The following is a 26,686-nucleotide window of genomic DNA, read 5'->3' on the forward strand; positions in this document are numbered from 1 at the left end:
GACCCTCCCGTAACCGCGACGCCACCAGCATGCCGCGGCCGGGTTACAGGATTCAAATCGACCGCGAGAAAAAGCGAGCCCTGCCGTCAGCGCTTGAGCATCGCCCGCATCGCCGCCAGCGCGTCGTTGCCGCGCGCCGCTTTCACCTCGACCGGCGCCTCTTCCCCGCCTTCCCAGACCAGGTCTTCGGGCGGCAGCTCGTCGAGGAAGCGGCTCGGCGTGCAGTCGATGATCTCACCGTACTGCTTGCGCTTGGCAGCAAAGGTCAGCGCCAGGTTGCGCTTGGCGCGGGTGATGCCGACATAGGCCAGGCGCCGCTCTTCCTCGATGGTGTCGGCCTCGATGCTGGAGCGGTGCGGCAGGATCTCCTCCTCGAAGCCGATGATGTACACCGAGGGAAATTCCAGGCCCTTGGAGGCGTGCATGGTCATCATCTGCACGCCTTCGGCACCTTCTTCCTCTTCCTGCTGGCGCTCGAGCATGTCGCGCAGCACCAGCTTGCCAATGGCGTCCTCGATGGTCATGTCGCCGTCTTCGTCTTTCTCCAGGGTGTTCTTCAGCGCGTCGACGAGAAACCAGACGTTGCCCATGCGCGCGTCGGCCACCTTGTCGCTGGAGGCGTTCTGCCTGAGCCAGTTCTCGTAGTCGATGTCCATCACCATGCTGCGGATGGCGGCGATCGGGTCGTTCTGCGCGCACTGCTGGCGCACGTTGTCCATCCAGTGCTTGAAGCGCGCCAGGCGCTCGGTGTAGCGGCTGTCCAGATGCGCGCCGAGGCCGATCTCGTCGGCGGCGGCGTACATGCTGATGCCGCGCTCGCTGGCGTAGTTGCCGAGCTTTTCCAGGGTGGTGGAGCCGATTTCGCGGCGCGGCACGTTGATCACCCGCAGGAAGGCATTGTCGTCGTCCGGGTTGACCAAGAGGCGGAAGTAACTCATCAGGTCCTTCACCTCCTGGCGGGCGAAGAAGCTGGTGCCGCCGGACAGGCGATAGGGAATCTGGTGGTGTTGCAACTTCAGCTCCATCAGCTTGGCCTGGTAGTTGCCGCGATAGAGGATGGCGAAGTCGCTGTACGGGCGCTGGGTACGCAGGTGCTCGGTGAGGATTTCAAGCGCCACGCGCTCGCATTCGGCGTCCTCGTTGCGCGTACGGATCACGCGGATCTCGTCGCCATGACCCATCTCCGACCACAACTGTTTCTCGAACACGTGCGGGTTGTTGGCGATGAGGATGTTGGCGCACTTGAGGATGCGGCTGGTGGAGCGGTAGTTCTGCTCCAGCATCACCACCTTCAGCGAGGGGTAATCCTCCTTCAGCAGCATCAGGTTTTCCGGACGCGCGCCACGCCAGGCATAGATCGACTGGTCGTCGTCGCCGACCACGGTGAACTGGTTGCGCATGCCCACCAGCAATTTGACCAGCAGGTACTGGCTGGCGTTGGTGTCCTGGTATTCGTCCACCAGCAGGTAGCGAATGCGGTTCTGCCATTTTTCCAGAATGTCGGCGTGCTCCTGGAAGAGCTTCACCGGCAGCAGGATCAGGTCGTTGAAGTCCACCGCGTTGTACGCCTTGAGCGTGCGCTGGTAGTGCAGGTAGACGATGGCGGCGGTCTGCTCCTTCGGCCCACGGGCGTTGGCCAGGGCCTCGTCGGGCAGGATCAGGTCGTTCTTCCAGCTGTCGATGAGGTTCTTGATCTCATCGGCACCGTCGTCGCCGGCGTATTCCTTCTGCATGATGTCGGTGAGCAGCGCCTTGATGTCGCCGTCATCGAAGATCGAGAAACCGGGCTTGTAGCCCAGGCGCGCGTATTCCTTGCGGATGATGTTCATGCCCAGGTTGTGGAAGGTGGACACGGTCAGCCCGCGCGCCTCGGTCCCCTTGAGCAGGGTGCCGACGCGCTCCTTCATCTCGCGCGCGGCCTTGTTGGTGAAGGTCATGGCGACGATGTGGCGGGCCTGGATGCCGCACTGTTGCACCAGATAGGCGATCTTGCGGGTGATCACGCTGGTCTTGCCGGAGCCGGCGCCGGCGAGCACCAGCAGGGGGCCGCCGACGTAGTTCACGGCTTCCTGCTGCCGGGGGTTGAGTCGGGACATGTTTCGTTCAGGTCGTTTCGAGCGGGGGCGAGAGTTTAACAGGGTGCCGCGTGCAGACCTCTGGCGAAGCCGGTATCGACCTGCCGGTCGTCGTCTGCGCTGGCCTCCGGCAGCGGCTTGGTTGGCCTGGGGCCTTGGCTAATGCACAGATTCCTTTAGTCTTGTCGCGCGGTGCCGGAAGCAGGCCAGGCCTGGATGCACCCGCGCTCAACACGGACGGTGGCGTCAGCGAGGCGGTCAAGCGCCTCTTCTTTGCTCAACGGAGGTCGCTTGTCCGCGTCCACTCAAAGCATGGCTCTGGTCCTGCTCGCCGATCAGCCCGCCTGGGCCCGGCGTCTGCGCGCCTGCCTGGCGGCGGCCGGCAGCCGTCAGCCGCTGCTGGTGGCGGAGGACTGGGACGACGTGCGCGAGCGCCTCGACGGTGACCAGCCCTGCGTGGTGCTGGCCACACCCTCGCAGCGGCCGTTGCTGTCACAGTGCCGCTGGCCGGTGATCCTGCTGCTCGAGCAGGAGCCATCCGAGACGCCTGAGGGCGTGGTGGACTGGCTGGTGCGCAGCCAGCTGAGCCCGGAGGTGCTGCGCCGCTGCCTGCGATACGTGCGCGAACGCTGCAATCTGCAGGGCACGCTGCAGCGCCTGGCCGAGCATGATCCGCTGACCGGCATCGTCAACCGCCAGGGTTTTCAGGCCCAGCTGATGGCTGCGCTGGCCGAGCACCACGGGCGCGGGCTGGCCCTGGGCTACCTGGACCTGGACAACTTCCGACGGGCCAACGATGCGCTCGGCCACGCGGCGGGCGACCGTCTGATGCTGCAGGTTGTGGCCCGGCTGGAAACCGCGCTGGAGGCCGGTGATTCGCTCGCACGCCTGGGCAGCGACGAATTCGCCCTGCTGATCGATACCCGCCGCGACCCCCAGCGCGCCGAGCAGCTCGCCGACCAGCTCGTCGAGGCACTGGGCGAGCCCTACTGGATCGACGGCGAAAGCCTGATGCTTGGCTGCAGCCTGGGCCTGGCGCATGCCCACGCCGGCATCGGTGCCGATCCGCTGCTGCGCCACGCACAGCTGGCGATGCGCCAGGCCAAGGCCAGCCAGGGCTGTACCTGGCATGCCTATGACGAGCACAGCAGCCGCGCCGCGCGCACGCTCGTGGACCTCGAGGGCGAGCTGCGCCGGGCGCTGCGCCGCGGCGAGCTGGAGCTGCACTACCAGCCGCGCCTGTGCCTGCACAGCGGGCTCATCCTTGGCGTCGAGGCGCTGGTGCGCTGGGCCCACCCGGAGCGCGGGCTGCTGCCGCCAGGGGCGTTCATTCCGCTGGCCGAAGAGAGTGGCTTGATCGTGCCGTTGGGCTACTGGGTGATCGCGCGCGCCCTGCATGATCTGCAACAGCTGCGCGACCGTGGCGTGGACGGCTTGCACATGGCGGTCAACCTGTCGTTCCGGCAGTTCCAGGACAGCCAGCTGCTGCCAACGCTGAACCGGCTGATCGGCGAATGCGGCGTCGATCCGCGCTGGCTGGAGTTCGAGCTGACCGAAACCGCGGTGATGCGCCGCAGCGAGCAGGTGCGCAGGACCATGGACAGCCTCGCGCGGCTGGGCGTGCGCTTCTCGCTGGACGACTTCGGTACCGGTTTCTCGTCCTTCGTGCACCTCTCCAGCCTGCCGATCGCCCTGCTCAAGATCGACAAGAGCTTTGTCGCCGCCATGCACGGCGACCGCCAGCTGGTTCAGGCGATGATCAGCCTGGCGCACAACCTCGGGCTGGAGATCGTCGCCGAGGGCGTCGAGACCGAAGAGCAGCTGCGCGGGCTGAAGCAGTTCGGCGCGCACCAGGTGCAGGGCTTCCTGATCAGTCAGCCGCTGCCGCTCGAGGAGCTGGCGGCCTTTCTCGCGGAAAAGGCCCGCGCGCCTGTCCAGTCGCGGCAGTGAGGCCCGGCTGCGCGGCCGGGCCCCGGCCTGCTCAGCGGACGATGTGCAGGAAGTGCAGGTGCTTCTCGTACTGGTCGATGATGTCGCCGATCACGTCGTCGCGGCTCCAGCCCATCAGATCGTAGTCCTGGCCCCCCTCCTTCAGATGCACCTCGGCACGGAAGTACTGGCGCTCGTCCTCTTCGCCCAGGCTGGGCACGAAATTGGGCATCTCATAGGCACGCGGGCGCACCTCGTAGATGAAGTCCGGCTCGCCCTCATGGCGGATCTCGATGCGTACGCGCCGGTCCTCGCCTTCGCTGACCTCGGCGATATAGCCCTCGCTGCGCATCTCGTCGGCCACAGCCTCGCAGGCCGGGCGAACCACCCCGGTGATGAAACGCACCACATCGGGGCGTCGCGGGAATTGCATGAGGTTGTGCAGGCGCTGCTGCCAGCCGCCGGGCGTGCGTGGCGCACTCGGTGAGGTGGTCAGCGACTGATAGCGCAGGCCTTGCTTGGTGGCATCCAGGCGCAGGGCCTTGAGCAGGCCCCACATCGAGCAAAGCAGGGCGATGGTGAACGGCAGGGCGCTGGCGATAGTCGCCGTCTGCAGCGCGGTCAGGCCGTCGGCGAGCAGCAGCGCGATCGCCACCGCGCCCATGGAGCCGGCCCAGAACACCCGTTGCCAGGTCGGCGTGCCCTGGTGGCCGCCCGAGGCGAGCATGTCGACGACCAATGCCCCGGAGTCGGCCGAAGTCACGAAGAACACCACGACCATGACGATCGCCACCAGCGAGACCAGCGACGAGAACGGGAACTGCTCGAGAAACACGAACAGGGCCAGCGCGCTGTCCTGCTCGATGGCCTTGCCGAGGCTATCGAGGTGTTCCCAGAGGATCATGTGGATGGCGGTGTCGCCGAACACGGTCATCCACAGCAGGGTGAAGCCGGTCGGTACGAGCAGCACGCCGGCGACGAACTCGCGGATGGTCCGCCCGCGCGAGATGCGCGCGATGAACAGCCCGACAAAGGGCGACCAGGCCAGCCACCAGCCCCAGTAGAACAGCGTCCAGCCGCCGATCCAGTCATTCGGCTCGTAGGCGTAGAGGTTGAAGGTCTTGTTGATGATTTCCGAGAAGTAGCTGCCGGTGTTCTGCACGAAGGTCTGCAGGATGAACACCGTCGGTCCGGCGATCAGCACCATGAGCAGCAGCAGCAGGGCCAGCGACAGGTTCAGCTCCGACAGACGGCGCACGCCCTTGTCCAGGCCGGTGACCACGGAAATCGTCGCCAGCAGGGTGGTTGCGACGATCAGGCCGATCTGCACCGGTATCGACACCGGTACGCCGTACAGGTGATTGAGCCCGGTATTGATCTGCGTGACGCCCAGCCCGAGCGAGGTGGCGACCCCGAGCACCGTGCCGATGATGGCGAAGATGTCCACGGCATGGCCGATCGGGCCATAGATGCGTTCGCCGATCAGCGGGTAGAGCGCCGAGCGCAGCGTCAGGGGCAGGCCATGGCGATAGGCGAAGTAGGCCAGGATCATCGCCACGATCGCGTAGATCGCCCAGGCATGCAGCCCCCAGTGGAAGAAGGTGATCTTCATCGCTTCGCGCGCGGCGAGGGCCGTGCTGCCATCACCGATCGGTGGCGAGAGGAAGTGCATCACCGGCTCGGCGACACCGAAGAACATCAGGCCGATGCCCATCCCGGCCGAGAAGAGCATGGCGAACCAGGTCAGGTAGCTGTAGTCGGGCACGCTATGGTCGGGACCGAGCTTGATGTCGCCATAGCGACTCAGTGCAACCAGCGTGACCATCAGCAGGATCACCGCGACGGCAAGGATGTAGAGCCAACTGACGTTGGCGATGATCCAGGCCTGGGCATCGCTGAATACGGTTTGTGCGTTTTCCTGAAAGCCGATGCTGTAGATCAGCAAGGCCAGAAGGATGATGGCCGAGCCGAAGAAAACCGGCCGGTTGATGGTCGAGGGCGAGGACGTCTGGGCCTCCATGCTGCTCTCCTTTGATTAGCGTTCTTGGGAGTGGCCGCCTGTGGCGAAACGGTGAACCTTACCACAGACCATAGACTCGGCCCGGATGCTGCGCCTGTCGTGGAGCGGCCGGCGACTCAGGCGGTCGCCGAGGGGCGGTACTGCAGGGCTTCGGCGAGGTGCGCGCGGGTGATGCCCGGCGCCTGTTCGAGGTCGGCCAGGGTGCGTGCCACCTTGAGCAGGCGATGCGCCGCGCGCAGCGAGAGCGCCAGCCGCTCGCAGGCCTTCTCCAGCCACTGCTGGTCCTCCGTGCTCAGCCGGCAGTGCTGGCGCAGGCCGGCGAGATCGAGAAAGGCATTGGCACAACCCTGACGCGCCTGCTGGACGGCACGTGCCGCGGCGACCTGGCCGGCCACCGCGGCGCTGCTCTGACCCTCGAGGCGCGGCGCGTTCAGCGAGGTGGCTTCGCGCGCGACCGTCAGGTGCAGGTCGATGCGGTCGAGCAGCGGGCCGGAGAGTTTGCCGCGATAGCGCTGGATCTGGTCCGGCGTGCAGCGGCAGCGGCCGCTGGGGTCGCCGAGATAGCCGCAGGGGCAGGGATTCATGGCGGCGACCAGCTGGAAGCGCGCGGGAAAGCGCACCTTGTCGCGAGCCCGGGCGATGACGATGTGTCCGGATTCCAGCGGTTCGCGCAGGACCTCGAGCACCTTGCGGTCGAACTCGGGGAGCTCGTCGAGAAACAGCACACCCTGGTGCGCCAGGGTGATTTCCCCGGGCTGCGGACGGCTGCCACCGCCGACCAGCGCCGGTCCCGAGGCGCTGTGATGCGGCTGTCGGAACGGTCGTTGTGGCCAGTGTTCGAGCGGACCATGGCCGGCCACCGATCGAATGGCGGCCACCTCCAGCGCCTCCTGCTCGCCGAGCGGCGGCAGGAGGCCCGGCAGACGGCTGGCCAGCAGCGTCTTGCCGGTTCCGGGCGGGCCGGAGAACAGCAGGTTGTGGGCACCGGCGGCGGCAATCAGCAGGCCGCGCTTGGCCGCCAGCTGGCCTTGCACGTCAGCCAGGTCGGGGTAGGGCAGCTCCTGGCGCAGGAGACCTTCGGCCTGGTAGGGCGCCAGCGGTGTCTGACCGGAGAAATGCGCAGCCACCTCCAGTAGATGATCGGCGGCGTAGACGGTCAGGCCAGAGGCCAGGCTGGCCTCCTCGGCGTTGGCTCGCGGTACCAGCAGGGCTCGGCCGGCGGCGCGTGCGGCCAGCGCTGCGGGCAGTACGCCCTGGACCGGGCGCAACGCGCCGGACAGGGCGAGCTCGCCGAGGCATTCCAGTTGCGCCAGCGGTTCGCCCGGCAGCTGGCCGCTGGCGGCGAGGATGCCGAGCGCAATGGCCAGGTCGAAACGGCCGCCATCCTTCGGTAGGTCGGCCGGAGCCAGGTTCAGCGTGATGCGGCGGGCGGGAAAATCGAACCCCGAGGTGAGGATCGCGCTGCGCACGCGGTCCTTGCTTTCCTTGACAGCCGTCTCCGGCAGTCCGACCAGCGCCAGTGACGGCAGGCCGTTGGCCAGATGGGCTTCGACCGTGACCGCCGGCGCTTCGACGCCTATCTGGGCACGGCTGTGGACGAGGGCGAGGGACATTCGATCACTCCTTGATCGTGTCGCGCCCGGCTCATTCGGCCGGTGGCGGCGCGAGTTTTTCTTCCAATGCGGCGACTTTCGCCTCCAGGGCTTCGAGGCGGGCACGGGTGCGCGCGAGTACTACCATCTGGCTGTCGAACTCCTCGCGGCTGACGACATCCAGCTTGCTCAGCGCGCCTTGCAGGATGCCCTTGAGCTGAGCCTCGAACTCGGCGCGTGGCAGCGGGTTTTCGCCATTGAACAGGCGCGAGGCCTGGGAACCGATGGCATCGAGAAAGGCTTTGGGCGGCAACATGAGGGACGTACCTGTTGGTGAACCGGCCCGGCAGTGTAGCACGCGCCCTTGCACCTGCCGCCCGCCGGTCGCTGCACAGAATCCGGGCAACCGCTGCGCTGGCGATGCACTGAGTTGGTGCGTGGGCTGATGACATTTTGCCCTGCGGCTCACCTCGACATGGCTGCAGCGCTTTTACGACGGGGCCTGGGCAAAAGTGGCACCGATTCTGCTTTGCTCCAGCTGCCGGAGCGTTGCAGGTGCACGCCGCCGCAAAGGTCATTGAGCTGGTGGGTGATGTCGGGATGCGCCGCGGCGCCAGCCGAAGCGTTACAACAGCCAGACACTGCGCTTAGACTTGAACCCGGGTTCGTACTTCTGGGGCAAGTCCACCTAAACGGGAGAAGTTTCATGAAACTAGTCACTGCCATCATCAAGCCGTTCAAGCTGGACGACGTACGCGAATCACTGTCGGAAATCGGCGTTCAGGGCATCACCGTAACCGAGGTCAAGGGCTTCGGCCGTCAGAAGGGGCATACCGAGCTCTACCGCGGCGCCGAGTACGTGGTCGACTTCCTGCCAAAGGTGAAGATCGACGTCGCCATCGCTGACGATCAGCTCGATCGCGTCATCGAGGCCATCACCAAGGCTGCCAACACCGGCAAGATCGGCGACGGCAAGATCTTCGTCGTCAACCTGGAGCAGGCGATCCGCATCCGTACCGGCGAAACCGATACCGACGCGATCTAAGCGCCCTCCGAACCCCCCGCCCCAGGAGTAAAACACCATGACTCTGCGTAAATTCGCAGGGCTAGGCGCCCTTTTGTCTCTGTTAAGCCCGAGCCTGGCCCTGGCGCAGGAGGCGACGCTCGATTCAGGCGACACGGCCTGGATGCTCACCGCCACCGCGCTGGTGCTGTTCATGACCATTCCCGGCCTGGCGTTGTTCTATAGCGGCATGGTCCGTTCGAAGAACGTGCTGTCGGTGATGATGCAGTGCTTCGCCATCACCGGCCTGATGAGCATCCTCTGGATGGTCTACGGCTACAGCCTGGCCTTCGATACCACCGGCATGGAAGCGGGCGTGACCAACTTCAGCTCCTTCGTCGGTGGGCTGGAGCGCGCCTTTCTCAGCGGCCTGACCGTCGACAGCCTGGTCGGCGCCTTCCCGGAAAGCGTGTTCATCACCTTCCAGATGACCTTCGCCATCATCACCCCGGCACTCATCGTCGGCGCCTTCGCCGAACGCATGAAATTCTCCGCGATGTTGGTGTTCATGACCGTATGGTTCACCCTCGTCTATGCGCCGATCGCGCACATGGTCTGGGCCGGTGACGGCGGCCTGATGTGGGACTGGGGCGTGCTGGACTTCGCCGGCGGCACCGTGGTGCACATCAATGCGGGCATCGCCGGCCTGGTGGCCTGCCTGGTGCTGGGCAAGCGCAAGGGTTACCCGACCACGCCGATGGCACCGCACAACCTGGGCTACACGCTGACCGGCGCCGCCATGCTGTGGATCGGCTGGTTCGGCTTCAACGCCGGTTCCGCAGTCGCCGCCAACGGCACTGCCGGGATGGCCATGCTGGTGACCCAGATCGCCACTGCCGCCGCCGCGCTGGCCTGGATGTTCGCCGAGTGGATGACGCACGGCAAACCCAGCGCACTGGGCATCGCTTCCGGCGTGGTTGCCGGTCTGGTGGCGATCACGCCGGCTGCCGGTACTGCCGGCCCGATGGGCGCGCTGGTGATCGGCCTGGCATCCGGGGTGATCTGCTTCTTCTGTGCCACCAGCCTCAAGCGCAAGCTCGGCTATGACGACTCGCTGGACGCCTTCGGTGTGCATGGCGTGGGTGGCATCGTCGGCGCGATCCTGACCGGGGCCTTCGCCGCGCCGGCGCTCGGTGGCTTCGGCGAGGTCGAGAACATCGGCCTGCAGTTGTGGATCCAGTTCAAGGGCGTGCTCTTCACCGTGGTCTACACCGCCATCGTCACCTTCGTGATCCTCAAGGTCATCGACGTGGTCATGGGCCTGCGCGTCAACGAAGAGCAGGAGTCGGTCGGCCTGGATCTCAGCCTGCACAACGAGCGCGGCTACAACCTGTAACCCCGAGCCAAACAGCCGGCCCCGGAGCGCACTCCGGGGCACGGGGTCGGCTTGCCGCAAGAATGGCGAGCCGACAGCAAGACATCGGACATACGCGACTGAGAGGTGAACATGGATAGCACGGCACTGATACCCGTCCAGTACGGACTCGATACCTTCTACTTCGTCATCTGCGGCGCGCTGGTCATGTGGATGGCGGCCGGCTTCGCCATGCTGGAATCCGGCCTGGTGCGAGCGAAGAACACCGCCGAGATACTGACCAAGAACATCGTGCTCTACGCGGTGGCCTCGATCATGTACCTGCTGATCGGCTACTACATCATGTATTCCAGCCCCGAGGGCGGCATCCTGCCGAGCCTGGGGCTGCTGATCGGCGACGAGCATGCGGTCGACCTGGTTGCCGCCGGTGGCGAGGACGCACCCTACTATTCGGCTCGGGCGGACTTCTTCTTCCAGGTGGTGTTCGCCGCGACCTGCATGTCGGTTGTTTCCGGTGCGGTTGCCGAACGCATGAAGCTGTGGGCCTTCATCGCCTTCGCAGTGGTGATGACCGGCTTCATCTACCCGATCCAGGGCTTCTGGAAGTGGGGCGGTGGCTTCCTCGATGCGGCCGGCTTCCTCGACTTCGCCGGCTCGGGCCTGGTGCACATGGCCGGCGCCACCGCGGCGCTGACCGGGGTTCTGCTGCTTGGCCCGCGCAAGGGCAAGTACGGCCCCAATGGCCAGATCAATGCCATCCCCGGTGCCAACCTGCCGCTGGCGACCCTCGGTGCCTTCATTCTCTGGATGGGCTGGTTCGGCTTCAACGGCGGCTCGCAGCTGAAGATGAGCACCATCGAGGATGCCAATGCGGTGGCTCAGGTGTTCACCAACACCAACATGGCCGCAGCCGGTGGCCTGATCGCGGCGCTGATCACCGCGCGGCTGCTGTTCGGCAAGTCCGATCTGACCATGGTCCTCAACGGTGCGCTGGCCGGTCTGGTGGCGATCACCGCAGAGCCGCTGACGCCCAGCGCTTTGCAGGCGACCATGATCGGCGCCGTGGGTGGCGTGCTGGTGGTGTTCAGCATTCTCACCCTGGACAAGCTGCGCATCGACGATCCGGTCGGCGCCATCTCGGTGCACGGCGTGGCCGGCATCTGGGGCCTGCTGGCAGTGCCGCTGACCAATGCCGACGGCAGCTTCGCCGCGCAGCTGCTGGGCGTGGCCTCGATCTTTGCCTGGGTCTTCGTCGCCAGCCTGGTGGTCTGGGGCATTCTCAAGGCGGTGATCGGCCTGCGTGTCAGCGAGGAAGAGGAGTACGAAGGGGTGGACGTGGTCGAATGCGGCCTGGAAGCCTACCCGGAGTTCACCAAGCACTGATTCGGAAAGGCTCTAAACGGGGCGCCTTCGGGCGCCCTTTGTTTTTTCTGCGGCCACGCTAGAATGCGCCCGATCGAATGCAGGCGCGGCGATTGTCGCCCGCCCGGCGCGACCGCCTGGAATGAACAAGGGCAGAGCCGATATATGTGGCACCAGACGCTGATCACGCTGCGCGCGCGACCGCGTGGCTTTCATCTCGTCACCGATGAAGTGCTGGCGGCCCTGCCGGAACTGCAAAGTTGCCGGGTCGGTCTGTTACACCTGTGGCTGCAGCACACCTCCGCTTCGTTGGCCGTGAACGAGAACGCGGACCCGTCGGTCCGGCGTGATTTCGAGCGCTTCTTCAATCGGTTGGCGCCAGAAGGCGAGGCGGGGTACGAGCACGACTACGAGGGGCCGGACGACCTGCCGGCGCACTTCAAGGCCAGCCTGCTCGGTTGCCAGCTCAGCCTGCCGGTCAGCCAGGGGCGATTGGCGCTGGGGACCTGGCAAGGTATCTATCTGGGGGAGCATCGCGACCAGGGCGGATCGCGGCGGCTGCTGGCGACGCTTCACGCGTCCGATAGTTGAATTTTTGTTGAAGCAGCGGACAAATTGCACCGCTGAGCTATATATCTACCGCTTTGGCATGCCATGAGGTTGAACATGAGCGACGAAGAACTCGAACAAGACGACCTGGAAGTAGGGGACGAGGACGAAGGCGAGGAGCTGGAAGCCGCGGACGAGGGGGAGAACAGCCTGGACGAGGAAGGCACCGACAGCGAGCGTGCCACGCCCTCGAAGAAGGCCAAGGCCAAGGCGGCCGAGCCCGAAGAACTGCCGAGCCTGGAAGCCAAGCAGCGTGAGCGCGAGGCGCTGGCGCGGGCGATGGAGGAGTTTCTGGCTCGCGGTGGCCGGGTCCAGGAGGTCGAACCCAACGTGGTCGCCGACCCGCCGAAAAAGCCGGACAGCAAGTACGGCAGCCGGCCTATCTGAGCCGCACAGACACGAAAGAGCCCGCATTGCGCGGGCTCTTTCGTTTCAGTCATTCGCCGCGCTGCCAGCTCAGCAGCAGTCGGGGCAGGTCGACGAGGCTGTGCACCTCGGCATCCGGTTGGCCAGCCTGCAGCCAGGGGCGACGCTCGGGGTTGTACCAGATGGCGCGAAGCCCGGCCTGCTGTGCGCCAAAGATGTCGTCCTCGTGGTGATCGCCGATGTGCACCGCCTCGTCGGCCGTTACCTCCGCCAGCCGCAGGGCTTCGCGGAACGGTCGCGGATCGGGCTTGCCGATGCCCAGCTCTTCGGCGCAGAGCGCGAAGCGGAAGTGGTCGGCGAGCCCCAGCCGGCGAACGTCGGCGTTGCCGTTGGTGATCACGCCAAGCGTAAAGTGGTTGGCGAGCCACTCCAGGGTCGGCAAAACCTCCGGGGCCAGCTCGATCTGATGGCGCGCGTCGAGAAAAACACGGAAACCTTCCTCGGCCAGTGTCCGTGCCTCGGCGTCCGGATAGCCCGCGTCGCTCAGTGCGTGGAACAGGATGCGCCGACGCAGCTCGCTGACGCGATGGCGCAGCGACGGCTCCTGTTCGACCAGCATGCGGCGGATGGCGCCCAGCGCCTCGATCGGAAAGCCGCCCAGGCGCGGGGCATTGACCGCCAGCCAGTCGCGCAGTGCCGTCTCGGCGCCCTGGATGATCGGTGCTGTGTGCCAGAGCGTGTCGTCGAGGTCGAAGGTGATCAGCCGGATACTCATGGTTCGCCGTCCTGCTTGCGCTTGGCGCGTGGGTGAGCCTGGTCGTAGACCTTGGCCAGATGCTGGAAATCCAGATGCGTATAGATCTGCGTGGTGCCGATGTCGGCGTGGCCGAGCAGCTCCTGGACGGCGCGCAGATCCTGCGAGGATTCGAGCAAATGGCTGGCGAAACTGTGCCGCAGCATATGCGGATGCAGGTGCTGCCCGAGCTCGCGCACGCCCGCCTCGCGCACGCGCAGCTGCACGGCGCGCTGGCTGAGCCGCCGCCCCTGGCGACCAATGAACACCGCGTGGTCCTGCGGAGCGGCCAGCTGGCGCAGCGGCAACCAGGCCCGCAGCGCTTCGCGTGCCTTGCTGCCGACCGGCAGCTCGCGCACTTTCCTGCCCTTGCCGGTCACGCGTACGAGGCCCGCCGCCAGGTCCAGCTGGTCCAGGTCCAGTCCGACCAGCTCGGACAGGCGCAGGCCGGAGGAATAGAACAGCTCGAGCAGCGCCTGGTCACGGCGCGCGATGAAATCGTCCTCGACGCCACCATCGAGCAGCTGCATGGCGCGATCGGTATCGAGCAGGCGCGGCAGGCGTCGTTCGCCCTTGGGGGGCGACAGGCCGTTGGCCGGGTCATGTTCGCAAAGGCGCTCCTGATTCAGGTAGCGATACAGCCCGCGCACCGACGACAGCAGCCGCGCCAGGCTGCGGCCACTCTGGCCATGGCGATGCTGCTCGGCGATCAGTTGGCGCAGTTGCGCCGGCCTCAGCTCGGCCCAGCTGGCGATACCGAGGCGTTCGCAATGGGCCAGCACCTTGGCCAGGTCGCGCCGATAGCCGTCGACCGAATTCGGCGACAGCTGGCGAACGCTGCGCAGATGTTCCAGATAGGCGTCGAGATGGGGCTGCAGCATCGGCTTCGCTTCGCCTCCCGGATGGTGCCAGATGAGCCGGAATCGCTGGTGCCAGCGGCCCCGGCGAACGGTCAGCGTACCGAGCGCAACGGCATGGCGAAGCGCGGCAGCACGCGCGCCAGCACTTCGGCCACGTAGCCGAGAAACAGCGTGCCCAGCGAGCTCTTGTAGTGCTGCGGGTCGGGGCTGCCGATCGCCAGTACGCCGAGCTGATGGTTGAGCGACACCATGGCTGCCGAGCCGACGCTGGCCGCCTCTTGCTCGCCAAACAGAAAGGCCAGTTCGTGCGGTCGCAGCACGCCGCAGATGGTCTTGCCCCCGCCGAGCAGGCCGCCGATGGCCTGGTGGGCTTCGGCGCTGGTGACGCAGCGGCCGACCGGCAGCGCGTTGTCGCTGAACAGGATCAGCGCGACGTGCGGAACCTGGAACTCATGGCGCAGGCTGTCCTCCACGGCGCTGACCACGGCTTCGAGGCTGTCGGCATCGAGCAGGTCGAGGACCAGGCGGCGGGTCTTGTCGAACAGCCGGTCGTTGTCGCGGGCGACATCCATCAGCTGCGACAGGCGATGGCGCATCTCGATGTTGCGTTCGCGCAGCAGCTTGACCTGCCGTTCCACCAGCGAGACGGCGGCGCCGGGCTGGTGCGGCAGGCGCAGCTCGGCAAGCAGCTCGTCGTGGTCGACAAAGAATTCGGGATGGGCGCGAAGATAGGCGGCCACCGCCTCGGCATCGGGCAGTGGCGCAGCGGGCGTCGGCGTGTGTTCGGTCATAGGCGGACCTGTCCTTCGTAAACGCGCACGGCGGGGCCGGTCATCATAACCGGCTGGCCGGGGCCGGCCCATTCAATGGACAGACGGCCACCGGGCAGGTCGATCTGCACCGGCGAATCCATCCAGCCCTGGCGAATCGCTGCGACCGCGGCCGCGCAGGCACCCGTGCCGCAGGCCTGGGTCTCGCCGGCGCCGCGCTCCCACACGCGCAGACGCGCGTGCTGGCGGTCGATCACCTGCAGGAAACCGACGTTGACACGCTGCGGGAAGCGCGGATGGTGCTCGACCAGCGGGCCGAGCTCGTGGACCGGCGCCGTATCCACCCGATCGACGCGCAGCACGGCGTGCGGGTTGCCCATCGACACGGCCGCGATATCGATGGCCTGTCCGTTGACGTCCAGTGCATAGCTGAGCGCCTCGGCCTCGGCCTGGAACGGAATCTCGGCTGGCACCAGGCGTGGCGGGCCCATGTCGACCCTGACCTGGCCATCGGGACGCACATGCAGCTCGATGATGCCGCTCTTGGTTTCCACACGGATGCGCCGCTTGAGCGTCAGTCGTTTGTCCAGCACGAAGCGGGCGAAACAGCGGGCGCCGTTGCCGCATTGCTCCACTTCCGAGCCGTCGGAATTGAAGATGCGGTAACGGAAGTCCACCTCCGGATCGCTCGGCGGTTCGACGATCAGCAGCTGGTCGAAACCGATGCCGGTGTGGCGGTCACCCCACTGCTTGGCGTGCTTGGGCTGGATGTGCGCGTGCTGGCTGACCAGGTCGATGACCATGAAGTCGTTGCCCAGCCCGTGCATCTTGGTGAAGCGCAGAAGCATGTGTCGGGCCTCAGGCAGGCAGCAGGCTTTCGCCGGCGTAGAGATCCTGCACGCTCTCGCGGCGGCGTACCTCGTGGGCCTGGTCGCCATCGACCAGTACCTCGGCGGCACGGCCACGGGTGTTGTAGTTCGAACTCATGACGAAACCGTAGGCGCCGGCCGAGCACACCGCCAGCAGGTCACCCTCGGCCAGCGCCAGCTCGCGGTCCTTGGCGAGGAAGTCGCCGGTCTCGCAGATCGGTCCGACGATGTCGTAGCGCCGCGTATCGCCCTCGTGGGGCTGCACGGCGATGACGTTCATCCAGGCCTGGTAAAGCGCCGGGCGAATCAGGTCGTTCATCGCGGCGTCGACGATGGCGAAATCCTTGTGCGCGGTGTGCTTGAGGTACTCGACCCGGGTCAGCAGTACGCCGGCGTTGGCGACGATCGAACGGCCCGGTTCGAACACCAGCGTCAATGCGCGACCCTGCATGCGCTGGCGCACCGCGGCGATGTAGTCGCCGGCCAGCGGCGGCTGCTCGTCGCGATAGCGCACGCCGAGGCCGCCACCCAGGTCCAGGTGGCGAATGGCGATGCCCTGTTCGGCCAGCCGGTCGACGAGGGCGAGCAGGCGGTCCAGTGCGTCGAGGAACGGGGGCAGGCTGGTCAGTTGCGAGCCGATATGGCAGTCCACGCCGACTACCTCGAGGTTCGGCAGGTCGGCGGCGCGGGCGTATACCGCCGGAGCCTGCTCGATGTCGATGCCGAACTTGTTTTCCTTCAGGCCGGTGGAGATGTAGGGGTGGGTCTGGGCATCGACGTCCGGGTTGACCCGCAGCGAGATGGCGGCGGTCACGCCCATTTCTGCAGCGACCTGCTGCAGGCGCTCGAGCTCCTCGGTGGATTCGACGTTGAAGCAGTGCACGCCCACTTCCAGGGCGCGACGCATGTCGTCACGGCTCTTGCCGACGCCGGAGTAGACGATTTTGCTCGGCTCGCCGCCCGCGGCCAGCACCCGCTCCAGTTCGCCGCGCGAGACGATGTCGAAGCCGGCGCCCAGGCGTGCCAGCAGGTTCAGCACGCCGAGGTTGGAATTCGCCTTGACGGCAAAACAGACCAGGTGCGGCAGGTCGCCGAGTGCATCGGCATAGGCGCGGAACTGCGCCTCGATGTGCGCACGCGAGTACACGTAGGTGGGCGTGCCGAAGCGTTGAGCGAGCGCGGACAGTGCCACGCCTTCCGCGAACAGCTGACCGTCGCGGTACGAAAAGGCTTCCATGAATGAGTCCCCTTAAAGTTCGAAACGGTCTTTGGAGCGTTCTTTCACGGTCGCCTGATCATCTGGCAGATACAGGGGGCCTTTCTGGCCGCAGGCGCTGAGGGCCGAAGCAAGCACGGCCAGGGCGAGGAACGGAAGCAGCAGACGCTTCATGGGACTGGAATCCTTGGAAAATCTAATCGCCGGAGTATACCCAGCGCCTGTGCCATTGCCTATGCGAGCAGCTCGGCGGGCCGGCTGCGCCTCGCTAGCGGCGCCGCGTGCCTGATAAGCTCGCCGGCATTGTCCGCGGCCAGGGGCCGCTCTACCGAGGAATTGCACATGAGCCTGAGCGAAGCCCGTTATCACGATCTGGTCGATGCTGCGCAGCAGCTGATCGAGGATGCCTTCGATGACAGTGGCTTGGACGTCGATCTGGAAAACGCCGGTGGGGTGCTGACGGTACGCTTCGCCAACGGCAGCCAGCTGATCGTCAGCCGTCAGCCGGCGATGCGCCAGCTATGGGTCGCCGCGCGTTCCGGCGGTTTTCACTTCGACTACGACGAGGCGATCGAGGCCTGGGTCTGCGATACCAGTGCCGAGCGACTCGGCGAGCTGCTGGGCCGTGCGGCTCAGGAACAGGGCGGCGAGGCAGTGGAGTTCGACGAGCTCTGAATCGCCCTGTTGCATTGCCGGGCTTGCGAATTCGGTCGGCTGTGATAGGGTCGAGTGCAGGTCACAAAACCCCGCCTTCGGGCGGGGTTTTGCTTTTTTTGCCTTTCGAACTAAACAGGAGCAGGCCCACGACCATGACCAACGCAACGTCCATCATCCTCACCAAACTCGATCTGCAGCGGCTCGAGAAATTGCTCGATAGCCTGGACGACTACGGTCCGGCAGCCGAGGCCCTGGAGCAGGAGCTGTCGCGGGCGCAGGTCGTGGAACGCAGCGAGATGCCTGCCGGCGTGGTGACCATGAATTCGCGCGTGCATTGCCGCGAAGAGGGCAGCGGCAAGGATTACCACCTGACGCTGGTCTACCCGCACGATGCCGGCAAGGAGGGCACCGTCTCGGTACTCGCGCCGGTCGGCACGGCATTGCTCGGCATGAGCGTCGGCCAGCACATCGATTGGCCGACGCCGGGTGGCAAGGTGCTGCAACTCACCCTGCTGGAAGTCGAATACCAGCCCGAGGCGGCGGGCGATCCGTTCTGACCGCGCCAGCGTAGCTGCCCCGGCCAGCGGCCGGGCGCGGTGCCTGTACCCGCTCGATGAGCGGGTTTCTTTTGCGCTCGGCGCACCCTTTCACCTGTCCATCTGCAGCGCCTGGTTCAGTGCCGCCTCCAGGCGTGCCTTGTAGCGCAGGTAATGCACGGTCTGCCCTTGCCCCCTGCCACGCAGGCCGGACAGGTCGAGGTCAGTGATGTAGCAGGGGTAGCGCTCGCGGTTGCGCCGCTGCGAGAGAATGTATTCGGCGACTGCAGTGAACAGCCGCGCGCCGTATTCGAGCCCCGAGAATTCCTGGTGGTTGCAGTACAGCGTGACCGTGCTGCGGCCGTTCTCGCGGGATTCGACGATGGCTTGCACCTCGTAGAGCGGGTCGTCCGGTTCGTCCTGCGGCACCGGGCGGCGCTCGACCACGGGCGGCTGCCCGGCCGGTGTGCGAATCCGGTAGAGCAGGATTTCCAGTCCTGAGGATGGGCGCAGGCTGCTGAGCGAGCGCTGCGCGTTGCGTCGGTGGATCATCGAGCGGAGAAAGCGCAGCAGCGGCATCAGCAGGCGCTGCTCGTCGCGAAACGGCCATTGCTGGGTCCACAGCGCATTGCGCTCGTCGAGCACGGCGAGCTCGGCGCTGTCGCCGCGTACGCGGTAGAACACCTGCAGGCAGTCGGGCCGCCCCAGCGGCAGGATCAGCCCGAGATCGTCGTCCCGCAGTGCATAGCGGTCCAGGCGGATCGGGTCGCTGTCATGGTGCGCCTCGCCCAGGTGCTCAAGCAGCGCCGTGCGATCGCTGAGGCAGCTGTGCGCGACGTCCTCTGCGCGGCGTTCGAACAGGTGGAACCGCTGGCGGATCTGCAGCAGATAGCGGCGGTGCGTCGCGTCGAGGTTGCTCTGCGCATCGAGCAGCAGTTCCATCACGCGCCGGGCGATGGCCTGGCCGCGGTTGCGCGAGAAGCAGCGCACCTGCAGGCCGCAATCGCCAGCACCGGCCAGGCCGGTGAGGTGATCACGCAGGCAGTCGGCGAGCGCCTGTGGCCCTTCGTAGCGGCTGACGCTCAGTTCGTTCCAGCTGTTGAGCACCAGTTGATCGATGCTCAGAACCAGGTTTTCCCGCGCGCTGGCATAGCCGAGCGGGTCGCTCTGCTCGGCGCAGTTGGGCATTTGCTGCGGCGCCAGCAGGCTGAACGGGTCCAGGCCGACGTTGATCAGCAGGAGTACCTGGCGTGGTGTGGCCGGGTCGAGCAATGCCTGTTCGGCCACTGCGCCAAGCGGTAGCGGGAAGACCTGGCGCAGCTCGCCGAGCAGGCCGAACAGCTCGGTCTCGCCGAGGCCGCTGTCACCGGGATGCAGCGAAATGTGGGTGCCGCCGTCGATGACTCCGTTGCGATGGCCCCAGGCCAGCAGGGGCACCAGTTCCGGCATGCGGCGCAGCGGTGCGTAGTGCGCGCAATCGGCGCTCGTCAGGCTGCCCTCGTAGAGTGACCAGCTCGGCTCGCCGCTGGCGTCGGTGCCCTGTAGCAGGGTCAGGCTGCCTTCGGACATGTCCGGGGAAATGCCAAGGTTGACGGCCTCGACCTTGCCCGCCTTGCGCCCGATGGCCGCCTGCAGGCGGCGTTCGAGCACGCTGAGGTCGCGCCCGCTGATCGGGCTGGCAGCCTCCAGCCGCTGGCTCAGGTCGCTGAGAAAGCGGTAGCCGTAGGTCAGCTCGTTGACCAGCGCGCGGCGTTCCTGCAGGACCTGGCGTACCTTCCATTGCTTGCGCCCGTCGAGGCCGGCGAAGCAGCGTTCGTCCCAGCCCCAGTCCCGTGTCAGGCGCTCGGCCAGCAGGCGCTGCCAGCTCTTGGTGCGATTGCGCGGCGGTCGGCTCAGGGCGCGGTTGATCTTCAGGTACAGCGCGCGGCGCGCCAGCTGCAGGCGCTCGCGGTCGGCGTGCTCGGCGAGGTAGCCCTCGATGGCGCGATAGGCGGCGATGTACGGGTCCAGTTCATCGAGGTCGAGCCGGCCGTCGTAGACCGCCTGCTTGTACGCCAGGGCCAGCGGTTGCACCTGTGGATGCTGGCTGGCATAGACCTCGACCAGCAGCAGTTTGAACAAGGACTTGTAGGGTGACTCCAGCGCCTTGTACAGCTGCCAGAGGGCGGCACCGGCAAATTCCCCCGCCGGAATCTGCGCGAGATGCCCGAGGTCCAGCACCTCTTCGGCGCGAATGAAGCGCCGTTCGAGCAGCGCCGCGACATAGTCCGGATAGCGGTGCTCCTCGTAGGCTGGCACCAGCCACCACAGCGGCACGCGGCCGCCGAGCCACAGCGCGGTGCGATAGAACTCATCGAGCAACAGGTAGTGCTGGGTGCTGCCACAGTCGTCCGAACTCAGCTGCGCCTGGCGCTCGCCGCTGGCAAAGCGCACCGGATCGACGAGAAAGAAGTGCGCCTCGCAGCCCTGGCTGGCCGCCCAGCCTTGCAGCAGGTCGCACTTGCGGCGCAGTTCGGCGAGCTGCGAAGCGTCCAGCGTCGGCTCATGGCAGACCCAGACGTCCAGATCGCTGCTCTCGTCCTGCGCGACCGTGCCCAGGCTGCCCATCGCGAACAGCGCCAGGATCGGCTGTGGCGGGCGGTGGCGCAGCGGCTTGTAGGCGAACGAGCGCGCCAGGCGCTGGGCCTCGCCGAGCAGCTCGCCGTCCGGTTCGAAGCCGCTGAGCCCGGCCGGCGTGGCGGCCGAAACGTAACCAGGCAGCAGTGGGTGATTGACATGAAACAGCAGGGGCAACAGGCGGAACACCTGCTGCTGGCGGCTGGACAGGCCGAGCAGGGCACGCTCGATGCGCGCCGCGTTGATTTGCAGGAAGCGCGCACGCAGCGTCGCCAGCACCTTGCGGTCGATGCCTTCTTCCAGGATCGGTTGGATCTTTGGGCAGCCGGTCATTGCCGTTCGCAGTCAAAAACGGGAGTCGGACTGTCATCGGCCGCGCGCGCCCCGACTTGAGCTGAGCGCGGCCTGGGCGAAGCGTGGGGCTCAGACGGCTTGCGGACCGCGCAGAATCGTCAGCAGCGCCTGGGCGTGTTCGGCGGCGTCGCGCCCCAGGCTGGTGAGATAACCGCCGTCGGCCTGGGTGGTCAGCCCCTTGCGGTGCAGGCGTGCGGCCGCGGCGATCGCCTCGGCGGCGGCGTCATGGTGAACCTTCAGACCTTCCTGATGGTTGTCGAGGTTGAACAGGCAGAGAATCTCGAGCTCGGCGACCAACTCTGGGGTATAGGACATGTCCACTCCTGGGAAGATGGGCCTCGGCCCGGTCCGCTGAGTGTAGATGCAGATCCCCGGCCGAGGTTGACCTGCGTCTATTCGGGCAGCTCGGGCAGCGCGCGCAGCAGGCTTTCGTAGCGCGCGGCATCGAACGGCCGATCCTCGGCGAGCATGCTCTGGATCTCGTTGGCCAGCACCAGCGCCATCATTTCCAGGCTTTCCTCACGTTCGTAGCCCACCAGCGTGAGCTTGTTCAGGGTGGCCTGGGCTGCCGGCGGCTCGCCGGATTCGAGCTGGTTCTCGATGGCCTCGAGCAGGGTGGCTTGGGCGAAGACCTCGTCTTCTTCGTTGTCGTGGGCGTCTTGGGTCATGGGTGTCTCGAGCGGGGCCGGATTCTCGTCGTCCAGCTGACAGAGGGTGCAGCTGCCGTCATCCGGACGGTTGGTTTCGACGTAGCGTACCCGGCGACTCGGCGCCTGGCGATCGGCATCGATGCGAAAGCGTGGGCGGTCTGATTCGGTCATGCGTCTGCTTCCGGCTGTTACGTGACCGTTGTGATAGCGCGCGGCGGAGTGGAAGGCAAGCAAGCCGCCGCTGCAGCGACGGCTTGCTCCGCTCCGGGGCTGCTCAGCGGCCGCCGCCTCCGCCGCCCTTGCGATCACCCGAGCCCATGCCGCCGCCCTGGCCCATGCCCATCCCTTGGCCCATGCCGCCGCCCTGGCCCATGCCGCGGCCCGCCGGTGGCTCTTCCGGCAGTGTCACGCCGCGTTCGCGGGCGCGTTCACGCATCTGCTGATGGTGCTCGTTGCGAATGCGCTCGCGTTCTTCCTGCGTCTGCGCCTGGCGCATGCGGTTGCGGTACTCCATGCGCTCCTGCTGGGTCATGATCTGCGAGCCATAGACCTGCTCGTCGTTGCCGCCAGCCTGCTGGGCGAAGGCTGCGCCTGAAAGCAGCAGCGTGCCGAGCGCGAGCGCGGTGGTCAGTCGTTTCATGTGCTTCTCCTGCCGTTTTGCCGGGTTAGTGGGTGTGCTCCTCGTCATCGTGATGCGATGACTCGTCTCCGGGCTTGCCGCCCATGTACTTGGGGCCTTTGCCGCGGCCCTCGTCGAATACCTTGTTTTCCATCGATTTGCTGCCACCGGGGCCGCCGGTATGCCCGGAGTGGCTGCCTTCCTCGTGGGTCTGATCGCTGTGGCTGCTGCCGTGATCGCGGCCACCGCCGTATTTCGGCCCCTTGCCCTTGCCGCTGGAGTCGTGACTAGTGTGGCCGCCGTCATGGCTGGAGTGGTCGTCGGCGGCGTGCAGCGGGCCGCTGCCGCCGGCCAGCAACAGGGCGAGAGTGGCCGCCAGCAGCGGGGATCTGTAGCGAACGCGCATAGTGCTCCCCCCGAACGGGGCGGCTGACGTCGCGGCCAGCCGCCCCGGCCGTTACCTGACTTCGTTGTCGTGGACGAATTCGATGACCTGCAGGTAGTCGTTGGCCGCCGCGGCAAAGTCATCGGCGCCGCCTTCACTGGTCGGATCGCTCCAGGCGGTGCTGCCGAACACGGCGTCGTACAGGTTCACCAGGGTCGGCCGGTAGACATCGTCCGCCGGGTCCGCCGGATCGCCCTCGTCCAGCACCAGCACGGTGGCGGTGGCGGCGGACCAAGTCGCGGTGCGGTCGTACTGGTAGTCGGAGAAGTCGTAGTACGTCGTTCCGGAATTGATGCCCAGGATCGAGTTCATGTAGACCAGTGTGTCGACGCTGATGGTGCCGGTCTTGTCACCAGCCGCCGCGAGCAGGGCGGCCGGGTTGAAACCGTCCGGCAAGGTGACGCCAGGAATCGTCCCGGTGGTCATGTAGGTCTCGTACAGCGCCAGGTTTTCCAGCGGTGAGTCGATGGTGGTGCCGTCGACCGTCAGCCGGCCGGTGGAATCGATGGCGATCACCGCGCCGTCGGCGGTCAGCTTGGCCAGCGCTTCGTCCAGCGAGTGGTTGAGGACCTTGCTCGGCGAGCGGCCGACGCTCAGGCGACCCAGTTCCACCTCACCGGGCACGACGTCGTAGGTGGTTTCGCCGACTGTCACCGAGGTCAGCAGATCACCTTCTTCGTTGCGCGGGATGGCCACCAGCTGGCCGTCGGCGTCGGTCACCGGGACCAGCACGCCGGTTGTGTCGTAGTAGAACGCCACCACCAGCTCCTCGCCATTGGCATCGGTCAGCGGAACGCCGTTGGGGTCGCGCAGCAGGATGTACATGTCGCCGAACAGGTCGCCCTTCTTGGTGCCGGCGCCGAACGGCTTGCCACCGCCACCCGCCTTGCCGCCCTTCACGCCGGCCCACTCGGGGCGGTCGCTGTCTTCTTCGGCTGCAGGGTCGACGCGGAAGATCTTGTCCACTGCGCCATGCCCGCCGCCCATGCGCGAGCCGCCCTGGCCCCGCTCTCCGCCATTGCCGCCACTGCCCTGGCCGCCGCGGCCGCCATGGCTGTCGCTGCCACCCTTGCCGGCGCCGCTATGCTCGGCGGCCACACTCGAGGTGGCGACGCTCAGTGACAGCGCACCGGTGATCACCAGCGGCGCGGCGAGTGCGACGATGAGTGCCCCGCCGGCAAGCCCGAAGGTGTTGCGTTTGAACTGACTGTGTTTCATGACCTTGCTCCTTTGCTTGCGGGGCCGGTGCTCCGGGCCGTTGGCGCATGGAAGACACCGGTATTGCGGTTGCACCTGACGGCAGGCCCTTGGCCCGCCGCCGCCGATGATCAGAAGCGCAAGCCCAGGCCCATGCGGAATAGGCTTTCGCGGTTTTCGAACTGCATGTCATCCGGGCTTCCGTGCGCGGTCGTGAAGCGGTAGCTGTCGTAATAGGTGCGGGTGTAATCCAGGCGAGCGAACGCCATGGCCCCCAGCGGTATCTCCGCACCCAGGCCGTAGCGCATGCCGTCGACCTTGTAGCTGCGATCGATGTTGGCGTCGGCGTTGTTGCCCTTGGCCCAGGTCGTGTTGAAGCGACCGCGTACCGGTCCGGCGCGGCCATACAGCAGGGTGCCGTTGGGCAGGCTGTAGCCCAGGCGCAGCGCGATGCCGTAGTCGCTCTTTTTCTGCACCGAGAAATCACGGCCGCCGCTGCCATTGGTATCGCGCCGGTGCATCCAGTCGATGTCGGCGGTGTCGATTTCCGCTTCCAGCCCGGCATACCAGCGGCCGAAATCACGGCCGTAGCCGGCAAACACCCCGTAGACGCCGCCGAGCCCGGCGAAATCGCCTGCGTAGGGCTGCGAGAACGCCGGCTCGCCGCTCTCCGAATGGCGTCCTTCGAGGCGGGAGTCGACGCCGCCATGGCCGGCATGTGCGCCGACATAGAAGCCCCGCACGGCCGGCAGGCGTGGCAGCGGTGACGGATTGGCGGTCAGACGCCAGCCCAGCCCGAGGCGAAACTGGCCCTCTTCCGGCGCGAAGCGCTCGCTGGTGGTGCCCTCGTCGTCGCCGTAGGCGACCGGATAGGCGTCATAGTCGGTGTAGACGTATTCCATGCGCAGGAACAGCCGCTCGCCCGCCGGCAGGTCGGCGCCCACGCCGAAGCGGCTGCCGGACTGCCGATCGTCGCGGCTGCCGGCGGCAACAAGCTGGTCGTTCACCGTGTAGAAGCTGTCGAAGCGGGTTTCCACTCGGCCGGCGCGCAGGTAAAGCAGGCTGCCGTTGTCGACCACGTAGCCGCCGCGCAGGCTCAATCCATAGCTGTCGTCCTTGTCCAGCGAGCTGCTGCGCGCGTCGGCCTTGCTCTTGGCAAAGGACCAGTCGGCCTGGCTGGTTTCGCCTTCGGCCTCGGCGCCCAGGTACCAGCGCCCGAACTGCCGGCCATAGCCGACGAAGAGCAACTCGCCGAAGCCGTCGGCCCCGTGCGGGCTGACATCGCTGCCGCCGTCGCCGCGGCTGCCGGAGGTTTCGCTGTAGAGCATGCCATGTCCGAGCGCGGCACCGCCGTACAGGCCATCGAAGAGTTCGCTCAGCGGTAGCGGCGTCAGCGGATAGGCCGAACCATGCGCCAGCGCGGCGGCCGGCAGCCGGTAGCTGCTCGAGCGACCAGGCGTGTAACCGAGGCTGAGGCTGATCTGGCTGCGACGGTACTCGCCATCGAGTTCGTCGGAGTCGCGATCGATCACCCGCAGGTCGCTGCCGACGAACAGGGTCGGGGTGAGGTAGTAGCGCAGCCCGGCGCCGGCATCGGTGATCTTGTCCTGCCGCGGGTAACTGAGGAATTCGCTGTCGATATAGGCGGCATGGCCGACTGCCGACAGCCGGCTGGTCAGCTTGCGCTCCACTTCGAAGCCGTAGACGGTATCCAGGGTGCCAGCGGCGTAACGGTCGTCGAGGGCGACGGTGGTTTCCTCGATCGAGCGGTCGATGTAGAGATCGATCCGGGTGACGACATCGGGACGCCAGGCCAGCTGCGCACCGAAATAGGGTTTGCGCACGTCGGAGAAGCCCGGGTGGTCGTAGCGCTGGCGCAGGCTGCCGAGGAAGACCTCGCCAGCCAGGCGCTGGCGCGGTCGGACGAAGCGCAGCCCGGCGGCGGCCCGATAGCCATCGGAGTCGCGGTTGAAGCCGGTGCCGTTGATCGGCTGGTCGTAGCGCCGCTGATCGGTGGCGTACTGCACGAAGGGCTCGTACTCGGCGCTCAGCGCGTAGCCGGCGCGCAAGCCGATGGAGACCAGGTCATAGCGGCGGTCGCGGTTGTCGATGCGTGCGCCCGAGGTGGCGGTGGCGTCCTCGTAGTCGTAGCGATCGAAGGTGGTGCCGCCGCGCAGGCGCCACTTGCCCAGGTCGCTGGCCAGCCCCAGGTGCGCTTCCTCATGGTCGTAGCGGGTCGGTTCGCGCTGCTGATCGGGCCCCGGGGTGCCGGCTATATAGCGGTCCTCATGGTCGCGAGTGTGGCGCATGCCGCCGAACAGCCGGGTCTGCTCGGTGAACTCGTACTGGCCGTCGAAGCCCAGCCAGTAGTCGTCCACGTCTTCCTCGCCGTGGTCCTGGTAGCGATCGAAGTCGGCGCCCATGTCGAGGTTCAGGGCGTGACGCTGCCAGTCCGACTGCAACAGCAGGGTCGGTGAAAAGGTGTAGACGGTGTCTTCGATCTCGCCGCTGCGCTGGGCATAGATGTTGTCGTCGCGCATGGTCCAGAAGGTCAACTCCGGAAAGGCGCGGAACGAGCCCCACGGCAGCCCCGGAAACTCGCGCTGCTCGGCACGCGACGGGCGCGGTTTCGGTGAACCGCTGGCGGGGGCTGTCGTATCGGTCTGCGCCAAAACGCTTGCCGATGCGAATGCCACCAGCGTAGCGACGAGAATTCGACCCATGAGATCCACTCCGATAGCTGCCTGACGGCGCGGTGCGGCCCGTGCGCTGC

General features: G+C 66.6%; 25 protein-coding genes. 8 read left to right on the plus strand and 17 right to left on the minus strand.

Translation table 11 applies throughout. The annotated features are described in order from the left end of the window. Positions 1–86: 86 nt before the first annotated feature. Entirely contained in the window at positions 87–2,096 is a 2,010-nt protein-coding gene (gene rep, locus AC0KXH_RS02540; RefSeq protein ID WP_488224101.1) for a DNA helicase Rep, read from the minus strand. Positions 2,097–2,387: 291 nt separating this feature from the next. Here rep and AC0KXH_RS02545 point away from each other — a divergent pair, with 291 nt between their 5' ends. Beyond that, complete coding sequence (locus AC0KXH_RS02545) at positions 2,388–4,025, plus strand: putative bifunctional diguanylate cyclase/phosphodiesterase (protein ID WP_488224583.1); 1,638 nt, start codon at positions 2,388–2,390, stop codon at positions 4,023–4,025. Positions 4,026–4,056: 31 nt separating this feature from the next. On the opposite strand, the gene AC0KXH_RS02550 is transcribed toward AC0KXH_RS02545, so the two are convergent. From AC0KXH_RS02550 to AC0KXH_RS02560, 3 genes are all read right to left on the minus strand, one after another. Beyond that, positions 4,057–6,024, minus strand: coding sequence for a BCCT family transporter (locus AC0KXH_RS02550; protein WP_043218197.1), 1,968 nt, complete (start codon positions 6,022–6,024; stop codon positions 4,057–4,059). Positions 6,025–6,140: 116 nt separating this feature from the next. Then, complete coding sequence (locus AC0KXH_RS02555) at positions 6,141–7,637, minus strand: YifB family Mg chelatase-like AAA ATPase (protein ID WP_488224102.1); 1,497 nt, start codon at positions 7,635–7,637, stop codon at positions 6,141–6,143. A 31-nt stretch (positions 7,638–7,668) separates the two neighbouring features. Further along, positions 7,669–7,932: an accessory factor UbiK family protein gene (locus AC0KXH_RS02560; protein ID WP_043218200.1), complete on the minus strand. Its 264-nt coding sequence runs from the start codon at positions 7,930–7,932 to the stop codon at positions 7,669–7,671. 390 nt (positions 7,933–8,322) lie between these two features. Between AC0KXH_RS02560 and glnK the strand changes: the two genes are divergently transcribed. The 5 genes from glnK to sutA all read left to right on the plus strand — a co-directional run bounded on the left by glnK (position 8,323) and on the right by sutA (position 12,352). Continuing rightward, on the plus strand, positions 8,323–8,661 hold the full coding sequence (gene glnK, locus AC0KXH_RS02565; RefSeq protein WP_003096476.1) for a P-II family nitrogen regulator: 339 nt from the start codon (positions 8,323–8,325) through the stop codon (positions 8,659–8,661). A 37-nt stretch (positions 8,662–8,698) separates the two neighbouring features. Then, positions 8,699–10,015 carry an ammonium transporter gene (locus tag AC0KXH_RS02570; protein WP_043218201.1) on the plus strand — a complete coding sequence of 439 codons (1,317 nt, stop codon included), beginning with the start codon at positions 8,699–8,701 and terminating at the stop codon, positions 10,013–10,015. Positions 10,016–10,126: 111 nt separating this feature from the next. Then, the gene (locus tag AC0KXH_RS02575) at positions 10,127–11,377 is read left to right on the plus strand and encodes an ammonium transporter (RefSeq protein ID WP_043218203.1); all 1,251 of its coding nucleotides are present in this window, start codon (positions 10,127–10,129) and stop codon (positions 11,375–11,377) included. A 144-nt stretch (positions 11,378–11,521) separates the two neighbouring features. Next, positions 11,522–11,947: a secondary thiamine-phosphate synthase enzyme YjbQ gene (locus tag AC0KXH_RS02580; protein WP_061339706.1), complete on the plus strand. Its 426-nt coding sequence runs from the start codon at positions 11,522–11,524 to the stop codon at positions 11,945–11,947. Between the two features lie 75 nt (positions 11,948–12,022). Next, a complete protein-coding gene (gene sutA, locus AC0KXH_RS02585; protein ID WP_061337905.1) occupies positions 12,023–12,352 on the plus strand; it encodes a transcriptional regulator SutA in 330 nt (109 codons plus the stop codon). 49 nt (positions 12,353–12,401) lie between these two features. On the opposite strand, the gene AC0KXH_RS02590 is transcribed toward sutA, so the two are convergent. The 6 genes from AC0KXH_RS02590 to lptM form a co-directional block, all read right to left on the minus strand. Continuing rightward, positions 12,402–13,106, minus strand: a complete 705-nt coding sequence (locus AC0KXH_RS02590) for an HAD family hydrolase (RefSeq protein WP_165564100.1) — start codon at positions 13,104–13,106, stop codon at positions 12,402–12,404. Continuing rightward, positions 13,103–14,002: a tyrosine recombinase XerC gene (xerC, locus tag AC0KXH_RS02595; protein WP_269263206.1), complete on the minus strand. Its 900-nt coding sequence runs from the start codon at positions 14,000–14,002 to the stop codon at positions 13,103–13,105. Before xerC ends, AC0KXH_RS02590 begins: the two co-directional genes overlap by 4 nt. A 74-nt stretch (positions 14,003–14,076) precedes the next feature. Continuing rightward, positions 14,077–14,775, minus strand: coding sequence for a DUF484 family protein (locus tag AC0KXH_RS02600; RefSeq protein WP_043218209.1), 699 nt, complete (start codon positions 14,773–14,775; stop codon positions 14,077–14,079). Then, positions 14,772–15,602, minus strand: coding sequence for a diaminopimelate epimerase (gene dapF, locus AC0KXH_RS02605; protein WP_165564098.1), 831 nt, complete (start codon positions 15,600–15,602; stop codon positions 14,772–14,774). Before dapF ends, AC0KXH_RS02600 begins: the two co-directional genes overlap by 4 nt. A 10-nt stretch (positions 15,603–15,612) precedes the next feature. Next, a complete protein-coding gene (lysA, locus tag AC0KXH_RS02610; protein WP_061337902.1) occupies positions 15,613–16,860 on the minus strand; it encodes a diaminopimelate decarboxylase in 1,248 nt (415 codons plus the stop codon). A gap of 12 nt (positions 16,861–16,872) precedes the next feature. After that, a complete protein-coding gene (gene lptM / locus AC0KXH_RS02615) occupies positions 16,873–17,013 on the minus strand; it encodes an LPS translocon maturation chaperone LptM (protein ID WP_043218217.1) in 141 nt (46 codons plus the stop codon). A gap of 168 nt (positions 17,014–17,181) precedes the next feature. On the opposite strand from lptM, the gene cyaY reads away from it, so the two are divergent. Together cyaY and rnk are read left to right on the plus strand one after the other, a co-directional pair. Beyond that, positions 17,182–17,514, plus strand: a complete 333-nt coding sequence (gene cyaY / locus AC0KXH_RS02620; RefSeq protein WP_043218220.1) for an iron donor protein CyaY — start codon at positions 17,182–17,184, stop codon at positions 17,512–17,514. 134 nt (positions 17,515–17,648) lie between these two features. After that, positions 17,649–18,053 carry a nucleoside diphosphate kinase regulator gene (gene rnk, locus AC0KXH_RS02625; protein WP_043218222.1) on the plus strand — a complete coding sequence of 135 codons (405 nt, stop codon included), beginning with the start codon at positions 17,649–17,651 and terminating at the stop codon, positions 18,051–18,053. A gap of 90 nt (positions 18,054–18,143) precedes the next feature. On the opposite strand, the gene AC0KXH_RS02630 is transcribed toward rnk, so the two are convergent. The 7 genes from AC0KXH_RS02630 to AC0KXH_RS02660 form a co-directional block, all read right to left on the minus strand. Next, a complete protein-coding gene (locus AC0KXH_RS02630; RefSeq protein WP_488224103.1) occupies positions 18,144–20,981 on the minus strand; it encodes a class I adenylate cyclase in 2,838 nt (945 codons plus the stop codon). A gap of 90 nt (positions 20,982–21,071) precedes the next feature. Beyond that, on the minus strand, positions 21,072–21,317 hold the full coding sequence (locus AC0KXH_RS02635) for a TIGR02647 family protein (RefSeq protein ID WP_488224104.1): 246 nt from the start codon (positions 21,315–21,317) through the stop codon (positions 21,072–21,074). 77 nt (positions 21,318–21,394) lie between these two features. Further along, entirely contained in the window at positions 21,395–21,823 is a 429-nt protein-coding gene (locus tag AC0KXH_RS02640; RefSeq protein ID WP_174606264.1) for a hypothetical protein, read from the minus strand. A gap of 103 nt (positions 21,824–21,926) precedes the next feature. Further along, positions 21,927–22,292 carry a hypothetical protein gene (locus AC0KXH_RS02645; RefSeq protein WP_488224105.1) on the minus strand — a complete coding sequence of 122 codons (366 nt, stop codon included), beginning with the start codon at positions 22,290–22,292 and terminating at the stop codon, positions 21,927–21,929. A gap of 25 nt (positions 22,293–22,317) precedes the next feature. Further along, the gene (locus AC0KXH_RS02650; protein WP_200627599.1) at positions 22,318–22,677 is read right to left on the minus strand and encodes a hypothetical protein; all 360 of its coding nucleotides are present in this window, start codon (positions 22,675–22,677) and stop codon (positions 22,318–22,320) included. Positions 22,678–22,728: 51 nt separating this feature from the next. Beyond that, positions 22,729–23,934, minus strand: a complete 1,206-nt coding sequence (locus tag AC0KXH_RS02655) for a hypothetical protein (protein WP_488224106.1) — start codon at positions 23,932–23,934, stop codon at positions 22,729–22,731. 110 nt (positions 23,935–24,044) lie between these two features. After that, the gene (locus tag AC0KXH_RS02660) at positions 24,045–26,636 is read right to left on the minus strand and encodes an outer membrane beta-barrel protein (protein ID WP_488224107.1); all 2,592 of its coding nucleotides are present in this window, start codon (positions 26,634–26,636) and stop codon (positions 24,045–24,047) included. Positions 26,637–26,686 lie beyond the last annotated feature (50 nt).

The sequence above is a fragment of the Stutzerimonas sp. CXK-1 genome (assembly GCF_057738225.1).

What these genes read in the sequence shown, in the direction of transcription:
- rep (WP_488224101.1), bottom strand. Translation starts at nt 2,096, where the DNA reads ATGTCCCGACTCAACCCCCGGCAGCAGGAAGCCGTGAACTACGTCGGC.
- AC0KXH_RS02545 (WP_488224583.1), top strand. Translation starts at nt 2,388, where the DNA reads ATGGCTCTGGTCCTGCTCGCCGATCAGCCCGCCTGGGCCCGGCGTCTG.
- AC0KXH_RS02550 (WP_043218197.1), bottom strand. Translation starts at nt 6,024, where the DNA reads ATGGAGGCCCAGACGTCCTCGCCCTCGACCATCAACCGGCCGGTTTTC.
- AC0KXH_RS02555 (WP_488224102.1), bottom strand. Translation starts at nt 7,637, where the DNA reads ATGTCCCTCGCCCTCGTCCACAGCCGTGCCCAGATAGGCGTCGAAGCG.
- AC0KXH_RS02560 (WP_043218200.1), bottom strand. Translation starts at nt 7,932, where the DNA reads ATGTTGCCGCCCAAAGCCTTTCTCGATGCCATCGGTTCCCAGGCCTCG.
- glnK (WP_003096476.1), top strand. Translation starts at nt 8,323, where the DNA reads ATGAAACTAGTCACTGCCATCATCAAGCCGTTCAAGCTGGACGACGTA.
- AC0KXH_RS02570 (WP_043218201.1), top strand. Translation starts at nt 8,699, where the DNA reads ATGACTCTGCGTAAATTCGCAGGGCTAGGCGCCCTTTTGTCTCTGTTA.
- AC0KXH_RS02575 (WP_043218203.1), top strand. Translation starts at nt 10,127, where the DNA reads ATGGATAGCACGGCACTGATACCCGTCCAGTACGGACTCGATACCTTC.
- AC0KXH_RS02580 (WP_061339706.1), top strand. Translation starts at nt 11,522, where the DNA reads ATGTGGCACCAGACGCTGATCACGCTGCGCGCGCGACCGCGTGGCTTT.
- sutA (WP_061337905.1), top strand. Translation starts at nt 12,023, where the DNA reads ATGAGCGACGAAGAACTCGAACAAGACGACCTGGAAGTAGGGGACGAG.
- AC0KXH_RS02590 (WP_165564100.1), bottom strand. Translation starts at nt 13,106, where the DNA reads ATGAGTATCCGGCTGATCACCTTCGACCTCGACGACACGCTCTGGCAC.
- AC0KXH_RS02600 (WP_043218209.1), bottom strand. Translation starts at nt 14,775, where the DNA reads ATGACCGAACACACGCCGACGCCCGCTGCGCCACTGCCCGATGCCGAG.
- dapF (WP_165564098.1), bottom strand. Translation starts at nt 15,602, where the DNA reads ATGCTTCTGCGCTTCACCAAGATGCACGGGCTGGGCAACGACTTCATG.
- lysA (WP_061337902.1), bottom strand. Translation starts at nt 16,860, where the DNA reads ATGGAAGCCTTTTCGTACCGCGACGGTCAGCTGTTCGCGGAAGGCGTG.
- lptM (WP_043218217.1), bottom strand. Translation starts at nt 17,013, where the DNA reads ATGAAGCGTCTGCTGCTTCCGTTCCTCGCCCTGGCCGTGCTTGCTTCG.
- cyaY (WP_043218220.1), top strand. Translation starts at nt 17,182, where the DNA reads ATGAGCCTGAGCGAAGCCCGTTATCACGATCTGGTCGATGCTGCGCAG.
- rnk (WP_043218222.1), top strand. Translation starts at nt 17,649, where the DNA reads ATGACCAACGCAACGTCCATCATCCTCACCAAACTCGATCTGCAGCGG.
- AC0KXH_RS02630 (WP_488224103.1), bottom strand. Translation starts at nt 20,981, where the DNA reads ATGACCGGCTGCCCAAAGATCCAACCGATCCTGGAAGAAGGCATCGAC.
- AC0KXH_RS02635 (WP_488224104.1), bottom strand. Translation starts at nt 21,317, where the DNA reads ATGTCCTATACCCCAGAGTTGGTCGCCGAGCTCGAGATTCTCTGCCTG.
- AC0KXH_RS02640 (WP_174606264.1), bottom strand. Translation starts at nt 21,823, where the DNA reads ATGACCGAATCAGACCGCCCACGCTTTCGCATCGATGCCGATCGCCAG.
- AC0KXH_RS02645 (WP_488224105.1), bottom strand. Translation starts at nt 22,292, where the DNA reads ATGAAACGACTGACCACCGCGCTCGCGCTCGGCACGCTGCTGCTTTCA.
- AC0KXH_RS02650 (WP_200627599.1), bottom strand. Translation starts at nt 22,677, where the DNA reads ATGCGCGTTCGCTACAGATCCCCGCTGCTGGCGGCCACTCTCGCCCTG.
- AC0KXH_RS02655 (WP_488224106.1), bottom strand. Translation starts at nt 23,934, where the DNA reads ATGAAACACAGTCAGTTCAAACGCAACACCTTCGGGCTTGCCGGCGGG.
- AC0KXH_RS02660 (WP_488224107.1), bottom strand. Translation starts at nt 26,636, where the DNA reads ATGGGTCGAATTCTCGTCGCTACGCTGGTGGCATTCGCATCGGCAAGC.